The sequence below is a fragment of the Butyricimonas sp. genome, from assembly GCF_019423355.1.
Taxonomy (GTDB): domain Bacteria; phylum Bacteroidota; class Bacteroidia; order Bacteroidales; family Marinifilaceae; genus Butyricimonas; species Butyricimonas faecihominis.
The window spans coordinates 110,884-134,259 of the sequence record NZ_JAHZBP010000005.1 but is presented as its reverse complement, the minus strand read 5'-3'; the positions used below and the strand labels follow the sequence as shown (position 1 = coordinate 134,259).

Annotated in this window: 19 protein-coding genes and 1 pseudogene; 11 read left to right on the top strand and 9 right to left on the bottom strand. The window is 43.6% G+C overall.

Features of this window, described 5'->3' with window-relative positions:
• Positions 1-267 carry a hypothetical protein gene (locus tag QVC79_RS08575; protein ID WP_124316494.1) on the top strand — a complete coding sequence of 89 codons (267 nt, stop codon included), beginning with the start codon at positions 1-3 and terminating at the stop codon, positions 265-267.
• Between the two features lie 5 nt (positions 268-272).
• Here QVC79_RS08575 and QVC79_RS08570 read toward each other — a convergent pair whose 3' ends face one another.
• The 4 genes from QVC79_RS08570 to QVC79_RS08555 form a co-directional block, all read right to left on the bottom strand.
• Entirely contained in the window at positions 273-1,406 is a 1,134-nt protein-coding gene (locus tag QVC79_RS08570; RefSeq protein ID WP_124316495.1) for a cation:proton antiporter domain-containing protein, read from the bottom strand.
• A 102-nt stretch (positions 1,407-1,508) separates the two neighbouring features.
• The gene (locus QVC79_RS08565; RefSeq protein ID WP_229782892.1) at positions 1,509-3,440 is read right to left on the bottom strand and encodes a BamA/TamA family outer membrane protein; all 1,932 of its coding nucleotides are present in this window, start codon (positions 3,438-3,440) and stop codon (positions 1,509-1,511) included.
• Between the two features lie 5 nt (positions 3,441-3,445).
• Positions 3,446-4,435, bottom strand: coding sequence for an FAD:protein FMN transferase (locus QVC79_RS08560; RefSeq protein ID WP_270594146.1), 990 nt, complete (start codon positions 4,433-4,435; stop codon positions 3,446-3,448).
• 8 nt (positions 4,436-4,443) lie between these two features.
• Positions 4,444-6,633 carry a patatin-like phospholipase family protein gene (locus QVC79_RS08555; RefSeq protein ID WP_270594147.1) on the bottom strand — a complete coding sequence of 730 codons (2,190 nt, stop codon included), beginning with the start codon at positions 6,631-6,633 and terminating at the stop codon, positions 4,444-4,446.
• A 183-nt stretch (positions 6,634-6,816) separates the two neighbouring features.
• Here QVC79_RS08555 and QVC79_RS08550 point away from each other — a divergent pair, with 183 nt between their 5' ends.
• Together QVC79_RS08550 and hydF are read left to right on the top strand one after the other, a co-directional pair.
• Positions 6,817-7,968: a sigma-54-dependent transcriptional regulator gene (locus tag QVC79_RS08550; RefSeq protein WP_124316498.1), complete on the top strand. Its 1,152-nt coding sequence runs from the start codon at positions 6,817-6,819 to the stop codon at positions 7,966-7,968.
• A 124-nt stretch (positions 7,969-8,092) separates the two neighbouring features.
• On the top strand, positions 8,093-9,292 hold the full coding sequence (gene hydF / locus QVC79_RS08545) for a [FeFe] hydrogenase H-cluster maturation GTPase HydF (protein WP_270594148.1): 1,200 nt from the start codon (positions 8,093-8,095) through the stop codon (positions 9,290-9,292).
• A gap of 114 nt (positions 9,293-9,406) precedes the next feature.
• On the opposite strand, the gene QVC79_RS08540 is transcribed toward hydF, so the two are convergent.
• The 5 genes from QVC79_RS08540 to QVC79_RS08520 form a co-directional block, all read right to left on the bottom strand.
• Positions 9,407-10,315 carry a porin family protein gene (locus QVC79_RS08540; RefSeq protein ID WP_270594149.1) on the bottom strand — a complete coding sequence of 303 codons (909 nt, stop codon included), beginning with the start codon at positions 10,313-10,315 and terminating at the stop codon, positions 9,407-9,409.
• Between the two features lie 45 nt (positions 10,316-10,360).
• A complete protein-coding gene (locus QVC79_RS08535) occupies positions 10,361-11,266 on the bottom strand; it encodes an anti-sigma factor family protein (protein ID WP_270594150.1) in 906 nt (301 codons plus the stop codon).
• A 12-nt stretch (positions 11,267-11,278) separates the two neighbouring features.
• Positions 11,279-11,764, bottom strand: a complete 486-nt coding sequence (locus QVC79_RS08530; protein WP_124316502.1) for an RNA polymerase sigma factor — start codon at positions 11,762-11,764, stop codon at positions 11,279-11,281.
• On the bottom strand, positions 11,757-12,968 hold the full coding sequence (locus tag QVC79_RS08525; protein ID WP_270594151.1) for a hypothetical protein: 1,212 nt from the start codon (positions 12,966-12,968) through the stop codon (positions 11,757-11,759). The genes QVC79_RS08530 and QVC79_RS08525 overlap by 8 nt, the downstream gene beginning before the upstream one ends.
• A gap of 164 nt (positions 12,969-13,132) precedes the next feature.
• On the bottom strand, positions 13,133-14,065 hold the full coding sequence (locus tag QVC79_RS08520) for a YitT family protein (protein WP_124318423.1): 933 nt from the start codon (positions 14,063-14,065) through the stop codon (positions 13,133-13,135).
• 187 nt (positions 14,066-14,252) lie between these two features.
• Here QVC79_RS08520 and QVC79_RS08515 point away from each other — a divergent pair, with 187 nt between their 5' ends.
• The 8 genes and pseudogenes from QVC79_RS08515 (at position 14,253) to QVC79_RS08480 (ending at position 23,375) form a co-directional block, all read left to right on the top strand.
• The gene (locus tag QVC79_RS08515) at positions 14,253-14,837 is read left to right on the top strand and encodes a TetR/AcrR family transcriptional regulator (RefSeq protein ID WP_270594152.1); all 585 of its coding nucleotides are present in this window, start codon (positions 14,253-14,255) and stop codon (positions 14,835-14,837) included.
• Positions 14,838-14,855: 18 nt separating this feature from the next.
• The gene (locus tag QVC79_RS08510; protein ID WP_270594153.1) at positions 14,856-15,809 is read left to right on the top strand and encodes a 3-oxoacyl-ACP synthase III family protein; all 954 of its coding nucleotides are present in this window, start codon (positions 14,856-14,858) and stop codon (positions 15,807-15,809) included.
• 104 nt (positions 15,810-15,913) lie between these two features.
• Complete coding sequence (mnmE, locus tag QVC79_RS08505; RefSeq protein ID WP_270594154.1) at positions 15,914-17,308, top strand: tRNA uridine-5-carboxymethylaminomethyl(34) synthesis GTPase MnmE; 1,395 nt, start codon at positions 15,914-15,916, stop codon at positions 17,306-17,308.
• Between the two features lie 47 nt (positions 17,309-17,355).
• A pseudogene (locus tag QVC79_RS08500) lies at positions 17,356-17,695 on the top strand (hypothetical protein); the annotation flags it as partial.
• A 105-nt stretch (positions 17,696-17,800) separates the two neighbouring features.
• The gene (locus QVC79_RS08495; protein WP_270594155.1) at positions 17,801-18,010 is read left to right on the top strand and encodes a helix-turn-helix domain-containing protein; all 210 of its coding nucleotides are present in this window, start codon (positions 17,801-17,803) and stop codon (positions 18,008-18,010) included.
• A 2-nt stretch (positions 18,011-18,012) separates the two neighbouring features.
• On the top strand, positions 18,013-21,012 hold the full coding sequence (locus QVC79_RS08490; protein ID WP_270594156.1) for a type I restriction endonuclease subunit R: 3,000 nt from the start codon (positions 18,013-18,015) through the stop codon (positions 21,010-21,012).
• A 1-nt stretch (position 21,013) separates the two neighbouring features.
• Complete coding sequence (locus tag QVC79_RS08485; RefSeq protein WP_287642464.1) at positions 21,014-22,288, top strand: restriction endonuclease subunit S; 1,275 nt, start codon at positions 21,014-21,016, stop codon at positions 22,286-22,288.
• 10 nt (positions 22,289-22,298) lie between these two features.
• On the top strand, positions 22,299-23,375 hold the full coding sequence (locus QVC79_RS08480) for an AAA family ATPase (RefSeq protein ID WP_270593375.1): 1,077 nt from the start codon (positions 22,299-22,301) through the stop codon (positions 23,373-23,375).
• The last annotated feature ends 1 nt before the right edge of the window (position 23,376 follow it).

The window sequence follows — 23,376 nt, the reverse complement described above, 5'->3', positions numbered from 1 at the left end:
ATGAAAACAATAAACAAGACATCCCTGCTCCTTGCCCTTATTATACTGGCTATTGCTTTCAGTATCATATCCATGATTGCAGCCCCAGCTGAAATACGTTACTCATGGCACGGGCTGAACCCGTGGAATACTATTCAGGCTGTTCCACTTATGTTCAAACGATTCCTTAAAATGGACGATTGGATTATCTATTCCCTATCCGTGTTAATCATCGCTTACCTCTGGTGGAGAATCTATGCACTCGTAAATAAATTCAGAAGATCATAAACCCTTTATTCTTTTACCCCGTACACACTCTGGGATATACGTTTCACAGCGACCACGAAGAAACCTGTTAAAACGAGATTAAGTACTAAACTTAAAATGGAGATAATCAACGCAGGACCTCCTAACTGGTACCCCATGGCAATCACGATAATTCCAGCACCGACTTCTCCCCTCGTGAACATACCGATCGAAAGCGCCAAACGCTCCTGAATCTTCCGGTCACGATAGAAGAATAGCGGAAACATCTTCCCAAGATTCGAAAGAATCGTTACCACAATTACATGGAAGATCAGCATCCCCCATCCGGGCATCCCGTCTCCCCCAGTCTCCAAACCGATAAAGATAGGCGTACTCAACCCGACCAAAAACATAAACAGGTACGAGATAAAACTAGAGGCTCTTTCTTCCTCTTGCGAATGATTATGCACGGTTTTCATCACCATTCCCAACACGAATGCCGGTAACAGGACTTCAATATGAATTGCTCCATCTTGTCCCATAAAAGCTTTCGAGATCAGGTACACGCTTTCGAATGCCGCCACGATACATACGGAATAGAGCAGAATAGCTCTCCAAGATTGCGGCAAGTTCAGCGAACTCAACCGTTTCCATCCGAAAATCAAAAGGATACAAACCACCAGAATAATAACAAACAGTTGCCACTTGAAACCGATCATCAATATCTGCAACGGAATCATCAACAAAATCGTGTCCAAGTCATCGAATATAGCAAGCACCTGCGTCTTCTTGTAAATCCACTCCTTTTTCAGCCCGGCAGCGGCGAGCATCGTGAAAAGAATCCCTGCGGACGTAGGAGCCGCAAACCGGCTGATCAGCAAATTATTCTCCCACGACAATCCCGTATCCAGAAAAAAGATATAATAACAGGCTATCAAGAGCCAAGGTACGGCAGCCGTCGCCATGGCAATAAAATAATCCGTCGTGTACGAACGCCATTTTACCTTATCCAGCTCGAATTCCCTCCCTACATTAATCATGATAAAAGCAAGACAAATAAACATCAGCCATTTGCTTATTGATGCTAGAGTTCCATACGCACTCCCTAACGCCGAAGGAAGTATTTGAGAAAAAAATAAGCCACAAAGTAAGAAAATAGAAAATAAAAAAACTTTCTTCATCCCCATCAAAATTAATTTGCCACAAAGATAGGGATTTTCAGGCGATTTTCGATCGTTATTTAAAATGAATCTAGTTAAAAAATGTATATCAAAAACCTTGATCTACTCGTATTTAATCGCATCGGGTTTATAAACACGGTAATCATAAAATCCACTTTTCCGACGACTCGACACGTTCACCTCTATACTATGAATATCGGGTGGTCCTTTGGGGTAAAAAGCAAAACGAATACTTACATTCTTGAGAATCAAGTTATCATTTCGTAGATTCAGACTAACACCGATTCCCCAGTACGATTGACTATTCAACAAATTCTTCTCATCCCGGGCCAACACCCCCCAATCCACAAACCCGGTAACCGATGCCCGAAACCCTCTTTTAATGTAAGGCAGGAACAACGTTGCGGACATGGAGGCGGAAAGTCGTTGTGTCCCACGAGTGGTATCGGAATCAAATCCCCGGATATTAGCATCCTCGAAATAAATATAGTCATCCGGATTCCTCTTGATTCCCAACACGTAATCCACGTTACTATAAAAACGTAACCGGTGCCGGGACAGATCGTACAAACGACTGATATACTGACTACCGACCTTAAACACGCCACTCTCGGCCGTGTAACCATTCAGAAAAGTACCCAAAGCCGCGTACCAAGCATAGTACCTCTCCGTGTATTTATTAAACCATGAATAATGCCATTCTGTTCCCAAGTACCCGTACTCCGTGAAATCACTCTTCTCATACCCGAAAAGCAACGTCCCCGATAATCCCGATGGAATATCCTCTGTTCGCCCGAAATCATAGATCAAGTTTGCCTTGAAATACTTGATTTTGGTAAACGTCAAAGCTCCCATGATCCGGTCACGGTCGTAATAGAAATGATTGGAATCACTCGACACTTCCGGACGATCGACAAAACTAGTACCCGTGTAACGTCCCGTCAGGTAAAATATCCGGTTATAACTATACTTTTCCGGCAAATAAAAAGAAGTTCCTCCCCAGAAGTCCCACAACCGGTAATTAAACAATTCCACGGGCTTGTTAATATCCCGGTCAACCAATGTTTTCGAGGAATATACCCGACTGTATGCGGCACCTCCGGCCCATTTTGTCTTGTACGTCAAGAACTCTTTATCCAGTTCCACCCGTAAAATATCCTGATTATAGGAATTCTCGTACATCCCGTAGAAGTCCATGTGAGACCCTAGAAGATTACTGGCCTTATACTCGATCAGGTTTCCCCATTTTTTATCTTTACTTCCCCGAAAACTAGCCTGATAGTGTAAACTATGCCCCAGTTTAAACAAGTTTTTTGTTTCTAGCCCCAAGTCAACCGCATTCAAGAAGTTACTCCACACCTCCCCCGTCCATGAAAATTCATCCTTGCAAATAATCATCAGATCAACTTGATTCGTGTCACTCTGTACCTCTTGTATGCCAATCAGCGCATCATCCACGTTCGACATTGCTTTCAGTAACTGTTCATTCTGTACCAGCTCGAAAGGGTCGACTATCATCCCCGGCCTCACGGTCAATTGTTTTTTTATCACCCGTTCGGCCGATTTCTGGTGAACGGAATTTGCCACGCTTAAAAGCCATTGTAAACTGTCCTGCAAGGGCGTCGTGTCGTTAACACTCGTTCCGAAAGGAGGTAAAACCTTCACGTGAATATCACGGATCGTCTTTCCCCGGTAGGGCTTGTAACGATCCTCACTATTTTCCGTTTGAACAATATCAATGTTAATTTTTCGGGGATTCACGAAGATCATCTTGTACAACTCTTTCGTCCACTTCCGTCGATAAGCGACCTCCTTGATCTTGGAAAACTCATACTGGAGTGTATCCCGAATTAAACTATCCGGTAAGAAAACCACGTCATTTTGTTTCAGTGTATCAGGTAGCTTTATAAATTCATACTCGTTATTCCCACGCACGTCGAATGATAAGGGCCTTGCATTTGCTTGACTTTCCACGAGTAATACCCATGCCAGCATCCATATCATACAACGAATAATCACACGCTTCTTTTCCAATAAAATTACTCCTCTAACACTAACGTTTTCAATCGGTCAGACATCCAAACCTCACGTTCTCCCTGTTTATTTTGATAAATAAAACAAGCCTCGATATGAGGATTATCCAACACTATTTTTTTAGATTCTTCAGTTCCCAACACCATAAACGCTGTCGCGTAAGCATCTGCCTCCATACAAGTCGGAGCGTACACGGAAGCACCTAGCATATCTTGTTGGACAGGATAACCGGTCCTAGGGTTTATTGTGTGAGAATATTTTTTTCCATCCACCACGTAAAAACGACGATAATTTCCGGAAGTCGCCAACGCCCCTTCCCGCAAAGCCAGCACAAGCTGCAACTCCCTGTTTGCAGCCGTCGCATCGTCAATCGGCTTGTCTACACCGATATGCCACGGGCGCTGTTTATTACTTTCCCCTTTCACGCGGATTTCACCGCCGATCTCTATCATGTAATTTTGTACTCCTTTACGGTCAAAAAACTCGGCCACGAGATCCACTCCCAACCCTTTGGCAATGGAACTGGCATCCATCTGTACCCCCTCGACTAGCTTCACTAACCGCTCCCCTTCCAACTGCACCTTATCCATTCCCACGTATTGCAACAAAGAATCGATCTTCTCGTCCGAAGGCAACTTCTCGTTTTTAAAACCGAATCCCCAAGCGTTCACCAACGGGGCCACTGTCACGTCAAAGGCTCCACCCGTCACCTCGTTCACCTCTCTAGCCTTCTCGTACATAGCAACGAAAAGCGAATCTACCTGTTCACTCTCACCCCGGTTCCACTGGGCAATCACCGAATTCTTGTTAAACATTGACAAGGACCGATTTACCCGCTCCATCTCCTGCCGGATCTCCACCGCATAATCCATTTCACTCTGGTACGACACGTGGTAAACTGTACCATACACGCTACCTTCCGAGAACCGGTACACATTACGCTGACATCCCATCACCAACACCAGCCCGCAAATAATAATCCCCAACTTTTTCATACACTTTTCTAAAAATAATATCCCAAGTTAAAATAAAAGCCCAGTTTCTTTGACCAATCCGAGAGACTGAACATGAAATCAATCGGTCCCACGATACTATCGTAAGAATACCCGACACCCCCGCCCCAAATATCATCACCTCCAAATATATCAAAGAAATTAGCCTCCTGTTTCGCATAATTCCCGACTAGAGAAATATAATGGTTACGACCAATATTATACCTCACCTTGACTTTTGCCACCACAACCGAATTATCGAATATCTCCAGATGCTGAATTCCCAAGAAAGGCAATTGTTGATCGACATACCTCCCGGCAACATCCCCTCCCATACAATTCAAATAGGGATAGGGAACATCATGCCCCACCAGCACTCGCCCGTAAATAGACGGAATAAACTTCACCCGGCGGGTGATGGACAGCACGGACTCGAAATCCAACCCGATAGCTGAGAACGGTGCCCCGTCATTATAGGTGATCAAATTATCCGTGTACAAGGAATAATCCACTTTCAGCGACATTCCCCGTGTCGGGTAATAGCGTTTATCAAAGGTTTCCAAATGTGCCAGCCCGTAATAACTAAAGAACCCTTCCGGTTTCACCGAAATATTATGATCTTTGTCCGAGAAGAGGAACGACTCGTAATTGTAATACTCGTAACGAACCCCCAGCTGCAATTTAAAGTTACGGAAATAAATATCAGAACCTCCAAGGTTTACCCGATGAACCCCGTAATCCACGTTATCCGTTTTCTTTCCCTTGGTATAAATATCCAAGTTATTATACTTGAACATGTACTCCAATTCAAAACGCCGCAGGAAAGTATTGCCCAGTGAATAATTCAACTTCACGTAAGGATTCATGCTTAAACGTCCGGTCAGAGAAAGCCGCGAACCTCTCAAATCCTTGTGAGTAAGCGTAGTATTCAATAAAATAGCCGCCATTTCTTCTGAATCAAACCGGAAACCAAGGTTCAAAGAACTCATAGGCTTTTGTTTTAGTATCAATTCCAAATCGTACACTGGGCCACCACTAAGCTTGTAACTCACGCTCGAAAATGCCCCGATCCCGTACAATTCGGCAATTGCCTCGTGCAGATCGCTCAACGTGATCCGGCTATAATCCTTTATCCGTATCTTTTTCCGTAACCATTTCTCATCCCGTTCATCAATTCCTGACAGATGCACGTGTTCCACCATGATCGTATCATTCTCGATAATTATATCTTCAGATATTTTTTTCGGTTGAAAACTTTCTGTAAGTCCCAGCTCTTTTTTCAATTGCATCAATTCATCCCATTGACTCCGAGCCACGTCCTCACCCCGCATGATCAGCGTGTCAATAGCGCTTGACGAAAAACTGGCGGCCGAATAAGGTGTAACATCCGGTTTGATATAGATGTTTACCATCTTTTTATTTTCCTCGTACTTTTGGATACCTAAAAAAGAGGTCATCTGGTCAAGAATCCCCATCACGGATTCTAGCCCGGATGCATCTTTCAGTTCCGCCTGCACGTCTACCCCGATAATTATATCGGCTCCCATTGCTTTAGCCAGATCCACCGGAAAATTATTGGAGATTCCCCCGTCCACCAGTACCATACCATTTTTCCGCACGGGAGCGAAAGCCCCCGGAATCGCCATACTCGCACGCATGGCCAGCGGTAACACGCCGCGGTCCTGAACAACCTCCTTACCATCCACCAAATTACTCGCCACGCAGGCAAAAGGGATAGGCAATTTCTTAAAATCCAACGAATCATGGTAACCGATTGTCAGATCCGAGAACAGGTTGTAAATATTCTGCCCACTGATGAATCCCGATGGAATTTTGATCTCCCGGTTATTCTTTATCGGCACGGAAACCAGATACTTTTCCGTTTCCTCCTTCTCCGAGAAAGGGAGATTATAACGATATACTTTATCACTCAACAAAAACGTCCAGTTCTGTCTTCTCACCAAACTATCCATCGTGTGCGCATCGTACCCGATCGCGTACAACGCCCCGACGAGAGACCCCATACTCGTCCCTGCAATATAATCAATCGGAATCCCAGCTTCCTCCAACACCTTCAACACTCCAATATGTGCCACGCCTTTCGCACCCCCACCACTCAGCACCAACCCAACCTTTTTCCGTTGACCTTGAACATCCAATATAATAAATAAAACAAGAAGAAACACCAAAATTCGTTTCATACATTCCAGAATTTAAATTTAAGAGGTTAGATCAAAAAAGATACCATTCTTCTCGCTCTAAACTTCCCAAAAATACAAATTTCTCGGAACATTAGCAACTCAACTTCCCAAGTTCGCACAATATCTGACATTTCTTTTTCTAAATTATTTAGCTAAATTTGCGGTGAGACTAAAAAATGTAGTATGACGAAAATATTAGTGATTGATGATGAGAGAAGTATCCGTAATTCGATGAAGGATATTCTACAATACGAGGGACACGAAGTCGTGCTGGCTGAAAACGGAATGGAAGGCCTCGTTTCCGTGAAATCTGAAAAACCCGACATTGTATTCTGCGATATAAAGATGCCGAAAATGGAAGGTATCGAAGTACTGGAACGCATCAAAGAGTTCTCCGCAGACACCCCGGTAATCATGATTTCCGGTCACGGAACCATAGACACCGCCATAGAGGCCATCCGGAAAGGGGCTTATGATTTCATCGAAAAACCGTTGGATTTGAATCGTATACTGATCACGATAAAGAACGCCACGGACAAACATTTATTAATTCACGAGACAAAGACCCTGAAAAACAAGGTCAGCAAGAAATACGACATGATCGGGAATTCCGAGGCCTTAAACCATATACGAGCCATGATCGACAAGGTGGCCGTTTCCGATGCCCGGATACTGGTCACCGGGCCTAACGGTTCCGGGAAAGAACTCGTTGCCCACCAGTTGCACGAGCTAAGCCACCGCAAGGACAATGCCTTTGTCGAGGTAAACTGTGCCGCCATCCCCTCGGAACTCATCGAGAGCGAGTTATTCGGGCATGAGAAAGGTTCTTTCACCTCGGCCATCAAGCAAAAGAAAGGAAAATTCGAACTCGCCAACGGGGGAACGCTCTTTCTCGACGAGATCGGCGACATGAGCCTCAACGCCCAAGCCAAAGTGCTGAGAGCTTTGCAGGAACAAAAGATAACCCGTGTCGGTGGGGATGCCGATATTAATGTAGACGTGCGAGTCATTGCCGCCACGAACAAGAATTTGAAAGAAGAAATCAAGAAGGGAAATTTCCGGGAAGACCTCTATCACCGGTTAAGCGTGATTATTATTGACGTACCTCCTTTGTGCCAACGTCTGGAAGACATTGATGCTTTGGCCAATCACTTCTTGACAGAAGTATGTACAGAAATGGGCATCGCCCCCAAAACGCTTTCCCCCGATGCCATCACCGCACTGAAGGAGTGCGAATGGACGGGTAATATCCGTGAACTACGTAACGTCGTGGAACGATTGGTCATTCTTTGTGGCAACACTATTACCCGGGAAGACGTGAGGATGTACAGATAATGGGAAAGATAAAAGAAAAAAGATAAAAACTAAAAGTTGAAAAACCTGTAACTTGTAACTTGCTAACCTGTAACTCGCCGGGCGAATCCCGGCAGGAATCTAAAATTTAAAATTAGCTCGTTTTATGGGAAAAGATAATAAACTACATATTATATTATTGGGCCGGAGAAACAGCGGGAAAAGCTCGCTGATAAATGCCCTGACTGGTCAGAATATTGCCATCGTTTCGGATGTGGCCGGAACCACTACTGACCTCGTGAAAAGAAGTTATGAAATCCCGGACTTCGCCTCCGTTATCTTTATCGACACGGCAGGCATTGACGATACCGGGGCTTTAGGCGAAATGCGGGTGGAAAAAACCCGGAATACCATATCTCAAGCGGACATGGCCCTACTCGTGATCACGGATAACCGTTTTGAAGAACACGAACAACAACTTGCCGAACAGTTAAAGAAACTGGAAACCCCGTTTCTAGTAATCCACAACAAACGGGACGAAGTCGCCTTGACTCCCGATTTAAAGGAAAAATTAACGGCTACCTACAACTGTCCCGTGATCGACTTCTCCACCCGGGAAGACAACACAACCCCGATCCTAGATGCTCTGAAAAGTGTATGGAAAAAAGACAACGCCCCGAAATCTTTAATCGGTGATTTACTTACTCCCGGGGACATCGTGTTGCTGATCACCCCGATTGATTCCGAGGCTCCCGCCGGGCGACTCATCCTGCCGCAAGTACAGATGATCCGGGATATTCTCGACAACCATTGCGTCTCTATCGTCTTGCAACCGGAAGAAGTCACTTCCTTTCTGGAAAAAACGGGTATCCGCCCCCGTCTTGCGATAGCCGACAGTCAAGTATTCAAAAAAGTGGCTGCCATCATCTCCCCGGAGATTCCCCTCACGAGTTTTAGCATCGTTCTTGCCCGCCACAAAGGAAACTTCAAGGCTTATCTCGCTGGGACACCCCGGATCGAGGAACTGAAAGAAGGGGATCGCATCCTGATGCTAGAGTCCTGCTCTCATCACGTTTCCTGCGAAGACATCGGCCGTCACAAGATTCCCCGTTGGTTACAAGAACACACCGGGAAGAACTTCCAGTTCGATTTCATCGTCGGTCTGGATGCGATCACTCGCCCCATCACCGACTATGCCATGGTTATCCAGTGCGGTGGTTGCATGATCACCGGGAAACAATTGAAGAATAGGCTCCAACCTGCCATCGACGCGGGAATACCTGTTAGTAATTATGGAATGACGATTGCTTACCTACATGGAATATTCGAAAGGGCAACTAAAGAACTTACTGATTTTAAATTTTAGATTTTAAATTTAAAATTGAGCTACCCCCTCTGGCTCCCCTTACACAAGAGAAGAGGAGTTAAAGGAGGTAGTTAAAGAGGTTTCCTCGTGCGACCTAATCTAAAATCTAAATTATTAAATCGTTATCCCGAACCCTACCGCGAAAGGTCGCAACTCCGGTGCCCGATTCTTGTTAAACATATTGGTCAACGAATAGTTTCCCCAGATACACACGCCACGGTAGCCAACCCGGAGCGTGTAATCAACTTTAAAAGGTACCATCCCATAACTCCCGTTCTCTTTCAGTTTACGTTTATTTCCCTTTTCACTCGTGTAAACGACTTTTGTCTTGGAGTGCAGGCGGATTCCCCCGATGAACCCAGTGGAGACATAAAACCTTTTCCAATGTGGAGCTGGGATTTGTTTTTCCAACATCAAAGGTATTGTTAAATAAAGAGCTTTGAAAGTACTCCGTTTCACCTCCTCGATCCCCAAGTCGGACAATGGCACAGCGTGAAGCATCTCGCCTTTCTTACGGCGGACAGTTATGTCACCGTCAAAACACAGGCGGGAGTAGTCAAGGCCGAATCCCGTGAATATACCGAAACGCTGCCGGGGACTCAACCCAAAGCTAAATTTGGCAAAGTTGAAGTGCATCGTGAACGAGCTAGCCCAGTCCAGCTCCATGAAGTCATCACCGCCATACTTAGAATAATTGGTTTTCCCGAAGTTCACGAACCCGAAATAGAACCCGTTCCAATGCCCGCGGAACTTGTTAGGACGAGGCACCTTACCGGAAAGAGTATTGAACACTCTAGAATCTAGGGGAGGTTTGACCATGTTGTTTCTCCTTTCTTCCTCGCTTTCCCGCACCGTGTTGTCCCAGATAATCATTTCTGTTCCCTTACCGAGGGTGTCAAAGACCTGCCCTTTCACGCGAACGGTGTCCTTCCGCCAGCCGTCGTTGACAATCACGCTGTCCCGTTGCCCTGCGGCAGACAGTCCACACACCATCAAAATGATAAAAGCTGCTATTATTCTCATAACCTTATTTTTATTTCTTACATGACGTTTAAGTTTCCCGATTAGTTACAAGCTCTCTATATCTTTTTTCTCTTTAGCCCGGAGACGTTCCAGCACGTTCTTTCCCACATCAATCAAGTTATTCACGATATTATCTGACTTTTCCGACGGGGTAATCAATTGAAACACGGGTTTTCGTTGTTCTTTCACCGAAGACCGGAATTGAAGTCCCTCATACGGGGAAGTCAGAATCTCGTTCGGTTGTGGAGCCATGATCTCCACGGGAACCTTCAGTTGCTTTTTCAACTCGATAGCATCCGGCGGAATCACCCGTTCCACGACCACGATTGTTTCTCCCGCTTCTGCCTCCCGTTTCATAAACTGCACCCTCTCAATCTCCGGTTCCACGATTGCCTCCGGTTCCGGTACCCCCGGTAACAAGATTGTCTCCGTCTTAACCACAGTCACGGGTAAATCCTCCATGGAAAATTCCTCTTTTTTCGTGGAATAAATAGCCACCACAATCCCCAAAGCCACTACCGCGGCGATAGCCGCGTAGCGTTTGACGAAAAGTACCGCCCCGGACTTACGATACACCCCTGCTTTCCCCTCGAATCGACATTTCGGGTCAGGCTTTACTTTAATCTTGGCACATGTTTCAACTTTCCGTTCAAACACGTCTTTATCGACATTCCCGTCCACCCACGCCTGTTCTTCATCCGTGATAACACCCTCGGCGGCAGCAATGGCATAATATTCAATTTCCCTTTCCCGTACCGTTCGTTTTATCTCTTCTTTTTTACCGAAAACTTCCGCGGGAACATCCAGCCGCACCTCGTCCATCCCGTCGAGTAACTCCCGCAAGTCAGGGTGAACCAGCAAGAATGCCTCCACCTCTGCCTGTTCTCTCGCCGACAAGTTCCCATCCATGTACTCCATGAAATAAATCTCGTAATTCTCTCTCGTTATCATATCTCCTCCCGCTTAAACAACCACATCCGGCCTGCGGATATAGGCTTTCATAAATGCTCTCGCCCGAAAGATGTACACTTTCACCTGCGATTCGTTCAACCCCGTGATCCCGGCAATCTCCCCGTAAGAATACGCCTCGTAGTCCCGCAGGAGAATCACCGTTTTCTGCACCGGGGGCAACTTTTCCAAGGCTATATTCAATATTTCTTGTAACCCCGTGTATTCCTCCCGCACCTCCCCGGCCCGGTCTGCCACGGTCTCAATATCCCCAAACTTCGTTTCCCGCCGTAAGACGTCAATCATCCTGTGATACGCCGTGCTGAAAAGAAAAGACTTTGCCTTATCGTAAGCGATATGCCCCACTTCCTCCCAAAGTTTCATGAAACTATCTTGCACAACATCTTCCGCCATCTCCTTCGACTTGCACATTTTAAGGATAAAACGATACACACCATCGGAGAAATGGTCCACGGCCCGGTTATACTCGGTTCTAGTCATTCTGTTTTACCTTGGTCCATAACTCGACACGTTTCACGTCACGCCAACGCACGTAAACGACTTCTCCCCCCGTCCGGAAGACCAGTATCCCGTCATTCGCCGCTGTCACATCACACATCGTCCCCAACACCAGCTCGGTTCCCCCCGACAACTTGACCCACGTGTATTTATAGTTTTTGGGTTCTATCTTCTGCACATACTTGAAAGGTACACGGTAAGATATATTCCCGTTCTGCCCGTCCAGTAATTCGAAATCCATGGCCTCGTCGAGATCATACACCAGCACCCCTTCCAGCGATAGTCCGTCCCGTGTTTCCACCCTCCCGGACAAACGTTCGGGAGCCGCAAAATCATCGTAAACAGGAAGATTCAATTGATCGAGAGGGATGGAACGAAACAGCTTGAAGTCATGCCACCCCACGATCACCTGCCCGACAGACGGCAGGTTGATGGCTATTCCCCGGTTCGTGGCGTTCACGTCGTTTTCTCCCCACATGTAAAGTTCCCTGCCGCTATGAAGGGTTACCAAGGAAGAGTTTCCCAGCGACTTGATACTCGCTATATTCTTGAATGCCACGGAAACCCCGCTGGATTCCGTCCGCCCGTCGAGTAACGCACCCAGTGAATTCTCGTCCAGATCCCATTGGACAAGCCCCTTGTACATCCCGTAAGGCGTTTCCACGATACCCGCGATGGGACGATCTTTCGGCTCGGGGATCGTGTCAGGTGCGGCGGAAAAAACGATCTCGCTGATATGGTCCCATACCACGCTTTCCGTCTTTCCATCCCGCAGTTCCACGGCAATCCAGTTACCGATGGCAAGCGACCGCCCCCGTTCGAGTTCAGTGACATTTCCCCCTTTCACACCCAATTCAATCCGCCTATCACCGATCACCCGAATCGATCGAATATTCCCGAAACGACAAGAGAATTCATGCTCCGGCGGGGTATCTCTCCGCCCATCACTGAAACGAACGTTATCACCCATAATATCCCGATACCGCATGTACGGGTTCCCTATTTTTCCCGCGGCGAAAATGTCTGTCCAGTAAAGGTTTTTTCCCCATGTGATGTACCCGCAGATTTTACGATTCATCACCGTAGTCACTTCCCCGTAAATCCGTATTGCCCGACTATTCTGCTCAGACCCGTTAGTCACGCAGGCACAACAGATTAAGCACCCAGTTATCCATGTTTTTAACATACCACTATTTTTGTTTATTAATGGGACGAATGAATCAGGCGAAAAGTTACAAAACGAATGAAGATATAGAAAACAATTTAAATTAAAATCCGGCTCAACAAAAGAGATTACCCCATGTTAAGCCGGATTTAAAATAAATTATATTACGAAATAATATTCTTGATTCATTCCGCATCCAACCGCTTGAATCCTTTCCCTAGAATCTGGTTAGCGTCGAATATCGTCACGAAAGCATTCGGATCAATCTTATAGATCGCTTGTTGTAAAGTAACCATCTGACGACGGTTGACCATAGTCATAATCATTTCTTTATCTGAACGATTATACATACCCTGTATCGGCACGATAGAACCACCGCGGTGCAAATCATTCAATATATAGGTCCGTATTTCTTCTATTTTATCGGAAATAATAAAGAAACTTTTTTCACTGTCAAAACCTTGCAGAATCATGTCGATCGTCTTTCCCATGAGGAAAATAACTAGCCATGAATACATCGGAACCTTCCAATCCTGAAACATAAGGAATCCGAAAAGTACGATAACAAAATCCACGGACATTTGCATTTGACCGAGAGAACGATGTGTCCACTTGTGCAAAATATTTGCCAGCACATCAGTTCCACCACTTGATGCACGTGTTTTCATAATCATCCCCACACCTGTTCCCATCACAACACCACCGAAGATACACGCCAATAAAACTTCATCCCCTAATTTAAAAGGATCGAGCGCAACCATAGGGTCCGTAGGGATAGGTTCCCCCATAAGCATCAATAATATAGTTGGTAAACTGTCAGAGAAAACGGCAACAAGGATAAAACAAATAAATGTTTTTAAGCCAAAACCAGCTCCCAACACCCGCATCCCCAATAAACTCAACGGCAAATTAAAACAAAGAGCCGCCATACCTATCGGGAAACCCCACTTATGTTGCAAGACAATCGTGATACCATAAATTCCTCCCGGTACAATTTTATAAGGAGCCATAAAACAACTATATCCCAATGCCAAGATAAAAGCCCCCCCGACAAGCAAAGCATATGTCTTAAACCACTCACGGGTAAACGGTTTCTCTTTCAAAAGTATATTCACCATTTTATCTGATTTTAATTCGGCCGCGAATATACATCTATCTCATTTTTGAAAACATGACAAAAGTCATCTTTTTATAAGAATTTTTCCCTTCTATTATTTAACATTTGAGAATTACCTATGGCATTGATTTTGCTTGTCCAAAAATATTAATTATAATTGCACACTTTTTCCAAATTGTGAAATTAAAATGAGAACAACCCTACTGATTACAAAAGAAAAAATTATCAGCGTGGCACAAAAATTGTTCATTGAAACAAGTTTTTATCGGACTACAATGAAGGATATTGCCCGTGCCGCTAAAGTTAGCCGGCGTACGCTATACACTCATTTTAACAGTAAGGAAGATATTTTTAACCACATTGTAGATCAAAAAATAGAATTAATAGAACAAAAACTCGAACAGGCAGTCAGAACGGCCTTGCCAGCCGACAAACGGTTGAAGTTATATATCAAGGAACGATTCAATTTAATCGCGGAACTCATGGGCGGCAGCCAACCTATCAAGGAAACTTTTTTACACAATAACAGTAAGATTGAAATACTACGGGAGAATATAGATAGGCAGGAAATCGAGCTACTCTATTCGATCCTTCGGGATGGGGCCGATGCGGGAATCTTCTCGATCAAACAACCCCGGCGCTTGGCTAATTCCCTGCAATCCGTCTTTAAAAGCTTGGAATTCGGTTTTATACGCCAGTACGAACATCAACCACGACCACAAGTGATTAACGAATATATTAACATATTATTTCACGGTATAATTAAGAAATAAACTAACACACACTATTATATGGAATTATATATCAACGCCTTCGCCCATTATCTCCCGGATGACCGAGTACCAAACTCCTACTTCAAGGACGTGAACGGTCTGGACGACGAGTGGATTCGCACTCGTACCGGAATAAGTACCCGGAGCAAGGCTGGCGAAAACGAGAACACAAATACCATGGCCCTAGAGGCCGTTAAACGCCTGAATGAAAAACTACCCTTCCCCATAGAGGAAGTCGACTTGATCGTGGCCGCCACTTACTCGCCTCACGACACCGTAGCCACGGCAGCACACATGATACAACGCCATTTCAAAGCACGAGCCGCACGCTGTCTCACCGTTTCGGCAGCCTGTTCCTCGTTTATCAATGCCATGGAAATCGTTGAAGGGTATTTTGCCATGAATAAGGTAACGAAAGCAATCGTCGTGGCATCCGAGCATAACACGGAATACAGCAACGAGACTTGTCCGCAAAGCGGTCATCTATGGGGTGACGGGTCTGTGGCTATTGCCATCTCCACTATGCCGGAAGGAGAAAAAGCCGCCCGCATACTTAATATATTCACCCGCGGACTTGGACACATCGGTAAAGCAGACACCGCTGTATACTTACGCCCACATCACGGGGGGATCGGAATGCCGGAAGGACGTGACGTGTTTATCAATGCCTGCCATTACATGATCGAAGGGTTAAATGCTGTAACCAACAGCCAAGGTATAAAACTGACAGATTTGAAATTCATCGCATCACACCAAGCGAACAAGCGAATCATGGCTACCGTTGCACGTCAGATCGATTTCCCTGAAGATCATATGCTGTCGAACATTGAAGAGGTAGGTAACACGGGATGTCCCAGTTGCGCCATCGCCTTATCGCAAAACCTTGACCGGGTCGACCATGGCGACCTCGTGGCTCTCTCCGTGTTCGGGGGTGGATACTCTTGCGGAGCTGTATTATTACAATTTTTATAAGCAAATACAGGATTAAAAAATGAATCCAAATGAGCTGTTCATTTGGATTCATTTTTTAGTCTACACACGACAAAAAGATATACCTTTGCACGAAAGAAATTATCATGAATGATCAGACTGTAATATGTGCCATTGCCACGGCTCCCGGAATGGGTGCTATCGCCGTGATTCGCCTGTCAGGGAAAGGATGTATCGAAATCTGTGACCGGATATTTGTTTCACCCTCCAGTAAAAAACTGACAGATGCACGCCCAAATACAATCCATTTCGGAAAAATCGTTGATAAGGAAGAGTTGATCGACGAGGTACTGATCTCCGTGTTCCGTGCTCCCCACTCCTTTACCGGAGAAGACTCTATCGAGATTTCCTGCCATGGTTCGGTGTACATACAACAACGTATATTACAACTCTTGATCTCCTCCGGAGCACGCCTTGCCGCTCCCGGGGAATTTACTCAACGAGCTTTCTTAAACGGCAAAATGGATCTTTCCCAAGCGGAAGCTGTCGCAGATCTGATCGCCTCGTCCTCCGCAGCAGCCCATAGCATGGCATTAAGCCAGATGCGAGGCGGATTCTCGGACGAACTGACGAAACTGCGAATGGAATTGTTACATATCACTTCTCTACTCGAACTCGAACTGGATTTTTCGGAAGAGGACGTGGAGTTTGCAGACCGATCGGAACTACGGGGCATTGCAGTCGGTATTGATACATTAATTTCTCGCCTATGCGCCTCCTTCTCCCTCGGCAACGTGATCAAAAACGGAATTCCGGTAGCCATCGTCGGTAATACCAACGTGGGGAAAAGTACCCTACTCAACGCTCTGCTAAAAGAGGATCGTGCCATCGTCTCTGATATAGAAGGTACGACCCGCGACGTGATCGAAGATACGATTAACCTTCAGGGAATCACTTTCCGATTCATCGATACGGCAGGCATCCGCCACACTAACGACCGAGTAGAAAATATGGGAATCAAACGTACTTTTTCAAAAATTGAACAAGCCCGTGTCGTGTTATTTTTAATTGATGCTACCAAAGAGACGGAGCAATTCCTTCCCTATTATACCCAAGTGAAAGAACATCTCGGATCTGATGCCCGCTTGTTAATTCTACTCAACAAGACGGACCAAACAGATTCTGCCGATATTATCTTGTCACAAATCACGTCTCTATCTTCCGGAGAAAAGATTCTCCCGATTGCTGCAAAGACAGGGTATAACATCAATCACTTAATAGACGAGTTAGTTTCCACGATCAACATAAATGCTCTTCATTCAGGGGATGTTATCGTCAGCAACGCCCGTCATTACGAAGCCCTCACCCATGCCCGCCTTGCCATCGAGCGAGTCATCACCGGACTGGATTCCCACCTTAGTGGTGAGTTTGTATCACAAGACATTCGGGAATGCCTACATTATCTTGGTGAAATCACGGGACAAATCACGACGGATGAAGTTTTGGGAAATATATTTAAGAATTTTTGCATCGGCAAGTAGGTAGTGATTACCAACGATTAGCATATATCATCAACGATTATTGACGTTCTTGTCGCATGATGCAAAACGCCAACGGTTTCTGTGTGGACATCCATGAGCGTGATTTAGACTGTTACATCCATTTCTGGGAGTACAGCAATGACATAGGTAATTTTCCCGACTGGAGCATCATCATCGTGCGCTGTAACTTCAAGAAAAAAACAAGCCGAAAGCCTAAAAGACTTGGCTCGCTTCTTCAAGGAGTATATGCCACACTACGGTTACAAATACCTTTGTACCGGAGGTGATGACTACAAGTATTATCAGACACTTGGTTTGAAACTTATCCATCAAGATCTGTTCGGACAGGATAATTATGGATTGCCGATGAAAGATCTGAATGTCTGATACTTGGGTTAAGGTTAAGGAGAAGATTTTTTCCTCTCCTTTTCTTTTTATATAGCATAAAATTTTATATGTTTGCAAACATGTTGATGATATAAAGATAAAACAATGGATAAACCCATGAACCGAATAAAAGAGGTGCTTGAAGACAGAGGCATCAAACAAACTTGGCTGGCAGAGAAACTCGGTAAAAGTTTCTGTATAGTCAATGCCTATGTATGCAATAGGCGTCAACCCAGTTTAGAGGTGCTATTTGAGATTGCTAAAATCCTTCAAGTAGATCCTAAAGACCTAATAAAGAATCAAATATCCAACTAAATATGATTAGAGAAAAGCAAATAGAAGAAAACTTTATCCACAAATTGATAGAGTTAAAATATACATATCGACCGGATATTTGCGACAGAAACTCTTTGGAGCAGAATTTCCGTGAGAAATTTGAACATTTGAATCATGTTCATCTCTCTGATTCTGAATTTACACGATTACTGGAAGAAATAACTGATTCTGATGTATACTATTCTTCCAAAAGATTGCGTGAACGCAATACGTTTTTTCGTGAAGACGGCACACCGTTGCAATATACATTAGTGAATATAAAAGACTGGTGTAAGAATGATTATGAAGTTGCACACCAGTTACGCATAAATACACGTAATAGTTTCCAGCGATATGATGTCATGCTGCTGATTAATGGTTTGCCGCTTGTGCAGATAGAACTTAAAGCACTTGAGGTTAGCCCACGACGAGCTATGCAACAGATTGTTGACTATAAGAATGATATGGGCAATGGATATACTAATTCATTGCTTTGCTTCATTCAGATGTTTATTGTAAGCAATCAGACAAATACATATTATTTTGCCAACAACAATAACCAGCATTTCAATTTCAATGCCGATGAGAATTTCCTGCCGGTATATAGGTGGGCGGATGAAGACAATAGGAAAATAAACGGGCTGGACGCCTTTGCGGATGCTTTCCTTCCCAAATGCAGATTGGGAGAAATGATTAGCCGTTATATGGTGCTTGTGGCCAGTGAGCAAAGGGTGCTGATGATGCGCCCGTATCAGATTTATGCTGTAAAGGCAATAGTCAAATGTATAGAGGAGAATCGTGGAAACGGTTATATATGGCATACAACAGGAAGCGGCAAGACACTCACTTCTTTTAAGGCTGCCACATTGCTGAAAGACAATCCTGATATTGCGAAGTGCTTGTTCGTTGTGGACCGAAAAGATCTTGACCGACAGACACGCGAAGAATTCAACAGGTTTCAGGAAAACTGTGTGGAGGAAAACACCAATACGGATTCTCTTGTACGCAGGATGTTGTCAGAAGACTATAAAGACAAGATTATCGTCACCACCATTCAGAAATTAGGAATAGCATTGGATCCGGAAAACCGAAAGAATTATCAGGAGGAACTGGAGGATTTGAGGGACGAAAGGATTGTCTTCATATTCGATGAGTGCCATCGTTCACAGTTTGGCGATAATCATAAAGCCATAAAGGATTTCTTTCCTAAAGCACAATTGTTTGGCTTTACCGGTACACCCATATTTGACAAGAATGCCACATACGTGCAAGCGACGGGAGAAGAAGGACACTACAAAACAACGGTGGATATATTTCAGAAGGAATTACATTCGTACACAATAACGAATGCAATTGACGACAAGAATGTATTGCGTTTCCATATTGACTATTTCAAGCCTGACGAGAATGTCATACAGGTAGTTGGCGGAAAGATGAAGAAACAAGCCGTTGTCGATGCCATTCTAAACAAGCATCGGGCTGCTACCAACGATATGCGGTTTAATGCCCTGTTTGCCACCAGCTCAATCAATGAGGCGATTGAATATTACAATCTTTTCAAAACAGAACAAAACAAACGGGCAGAGGAAGATGAGAATTACGTTAAACTGAATATTGCCTGTGTCTTCTCGCCTCCGGCAGAAGGAAACAAGGATATAATACAGATTCAGGAGGATTTACAGCAGGAACGTTTGGACAACGAAAAAGAGCCGGATCAAAAGAAAAAGGCTCTGGAAGAAATTATAGATGATTATAATGGACAATATGGTACGAACCATTCGATTACAGAGTTTGATACCTACTATCAGGATGTGCAACAGCGTATAAAAGACCAAATATATACCAATAAGGACTATCCGCATCACAACAAGATAGACATTACCATCGTGGTGGATATGTTGCTTACCGGTTTTGATTCCAAGTTCCTAAATACACTATATGTCGATAAGAATTTGAAGTGGCATGGATTGGTACAAGCTTTTTCACGTACAAATCGTATTCTGAACGATACAAAACCATACGGAAACATTCTTGATTTTCGTGGACAACAAGCCGCTGTGGACGAGGCAATAGTACTGTTCTCCGGAGAGAAAGATGAAAGGGCTCGGCAAGTCTGGCTGGTTGAGCCTGCGTCTGCCATTATAAAGAAGTATAAGGATGCTGTCAGGAGTCTGCGTGAATTTATGAATCTGCACGATTTGGAATTTAAAGCAGAAGAAGTGGCTAATCTTAGAGGTGATGATGCCAAAGCCAAGTTTATTAATCATTTTAAGGAAGTACAGAGATATAAGACCCAATTGGACCAATATACAGATATTATTGATACGGGAAGCAATGAATCGGGTATAGTCAGTGAGCCGATTGTATCTTATGGCTTTACCGATAATGATTTGGTAGCGTTCCGTGGCGCATACCTGGATTTGGCAAAGGAACTTCGGGATAAACGACAGAAGAAGAGTGATGAAGTATCCGATACGATAGATGATTTGGATTTCGAGTTTGTCCTGTTTGCATCTGCCATCGTCGATTACGACTATATCATGGAACTTATAGCACGCTATTACAGCGGTGTTCCGTCCATGGCCAAGATGACTAAAGAGCAACTGATAAGTCTGATTTGTTCAAGTTCAAATATGCTTGACGAATGCGATGATATCATAGCCTTTATAAACAGTCACGACTCTGACAGTTTGAACGGAAAGACCGTACAGGAAATCAAAGAGGAATATGAAGTGTTCAAGACGGAAAAATATGCTTCCGATATGTCAAGTATAGCAGATGCTCATAAATTGAATGTTGTCTCTCTGCAATACTTTGTCAATGATATTGTGGAACGGAAAATATTTGATGGTGAGAAACTGAACGAACTGCTTGAACCACTAGAGTTGGGCTGGAAAGCACGGGCAAAAGAAGAAATGGCATTAATGAATGACCTGATACCGTTATTGAAGAAAATGGCTACAGGTCAGGAAATATCAGGGTTATCAGCGTATGAGGAGTGATATGGCTAAAGGATGTGATACAAAATGGATAGGGGGAAAAGGCCTTGTTCCTGTCCTTCGTTTTCCAGAATTTAAGAAGGAATGGGAAATTGATATGATGCAGAGTATGTTCGACATGAAGAATGGATATACTCCTTCAAAGTCAAACTCTGAATATTGGAATGATGGAACGATACCATGGTTTCGTTTGGAGGACATACGTAAAAACGGACATATTTTGTCTGATTCGATACAGCATGTAACTCCGCAAGCGATAAAAAATTCCAGTCTTTTCCCTGCTTATTCTATTATAGTTGCAACAACAGCAACGATTGGCGAACACGCATTGATCATCGTTGATTCGCTAGCGAATCAACGATTTACGTTTTTAACAAAACGTAAATCGTTTGAAGACAAAATAGATATGATGTACTTTCACCATTATATGTTTGTAATTGATGAATGGTGCAAAAAGAATACAAATAGTGGTGGTTTGATTTCTGTGAATATGCCAGCTTTCAAACAGTTATTGATACCATTCCCCTCTCCAGACGAGCAAAGTAAAATAGCAGGATGCCTCTCGTCAATAGATGAAGAAATTAATGCTATGAAAGAAAAGGTGGAAGAATTAAAGACACATAAGAAAGGGCTTGTGCAGAAACTTTTTCCTATTATAGGAAAGTTTCTACCAGAGGTTCGTTTTCATGACTTTAGTACAAATTGGGAAGTAGATTTTATGCAAAATATATTCGACATGAAGAATGGATATACTCCCTCAAAGTCAAATCCTGAATATTGGAATGATGGAACGATACCATGGTTTCGTATGGATGACATACGTAAAAATGGACATATTTTATCTGATTCGATACAGCATGTGACTCCGCAAGCGATAAAAAATTCCGGTCTTTTCCCTGCTTATTCTATTATAGTTGCAACAACAGCAACGATTGGCGAACACGCATTGATCATCGTTGATTCGCTAGCGAATCAACGATTTACGTTTTTAACAAAACGTAAATCGTTTGAAGACAAAATAGATATGATGTACTTTCACCATTATATGTTTGTAATTGATGAATGGTGCAAAAAGAATACAAATAGTGGTGGTTTGATTTCTGTGAATATGCCAGCTTTCAAACAGTTATTGATACCATTCCCCTCTCCAGACGAGCAAAGTAAAATAGCAGGATGCCTCTCGTCAATAGATGAACTGATTAGTTTGTATGAGGGAAAAGTGATTTTGTTGGAGCAGCATAAGAAAGGATTAATGCAACAATTATTTCTCAAATTATAATAAGAAGAAAATGGAATTACAAGATATAGCCAAAGCAATCAAAGATACAAAAGAGCAAATATTTCTTTTGTACGCATTCAATGCTACAGGAAAGACAAGACTTTCTGTAGAATATAAGGAATTGTGCAGGAACGAAGAGCATAAACAGACAGGTGTCTATTACAATGCCTTCAGCGAAGACCTTTTCGTGTGGAATAATGATATAGAAAATGCAGAGGAAAACATAAGGATGCGGATTGTCAAGAGCAGTTTGAACGACTTGCATTCTTATATAGATGAAACAAAAGTAAGGGAAAAGCTAAAGCCATATAATGTAAAGTATGACTTTGATTTTCACACAAACGAAGAACACCCTGAAGACGGCATTGAAGAAATAATTTTCTATCTGAAAGATGCTGAGGATAAGAATCCTATCAAGATTTCCAGAGGGGAGGAACGTATTTTCATCTGGTGCTTTTTCCTTGCACTGTTTGATACAGAGGGGTGGCAAGATGAACAGAATGAATATATTTTTGTTGATGACCCTGTTTCAAGCCTTGATGACCATAATATATTCGTTACGATATTTACCCTATTGGAATTGATAGACAAATATTGTGACAAAAAGAAGATAATAATAACAACCCACCACATCGGGTTTGCGACAATATTAAGCGATTGTCTGTTTAAAGGAGAAAAATCGGATAGATATAAAAAGAAGTCAAAAATTCAATTATTGGAGCGAACGGATGATGGATATGTATTGGCTAATCCTAAAAACGATGTGCTGTTGTATCATCTGCGGCTTCTCCAGATTTTAGATGATGCCGTTGTAAAAGACGAACTGGAGATTTATCACATTGCTCTTTTGAGACAAGTACTAGAGAACATCGCATCGTTTTTAGGCACAGGGCAATTAAAATATGTCATTAAACAGATTGGAATAACAAATACAGACCGAGTATCTACCATTGTCAATGCTCTGACTCACCAGAAAGTGTATTATCCGCAAATGGAAGCAATGGTTGATGACAATAAACAGATTGTCAGAGAGGTTTATCACACCCTTATGTCAAAATACAGATTTATAATTCATTCTAACAATTAAG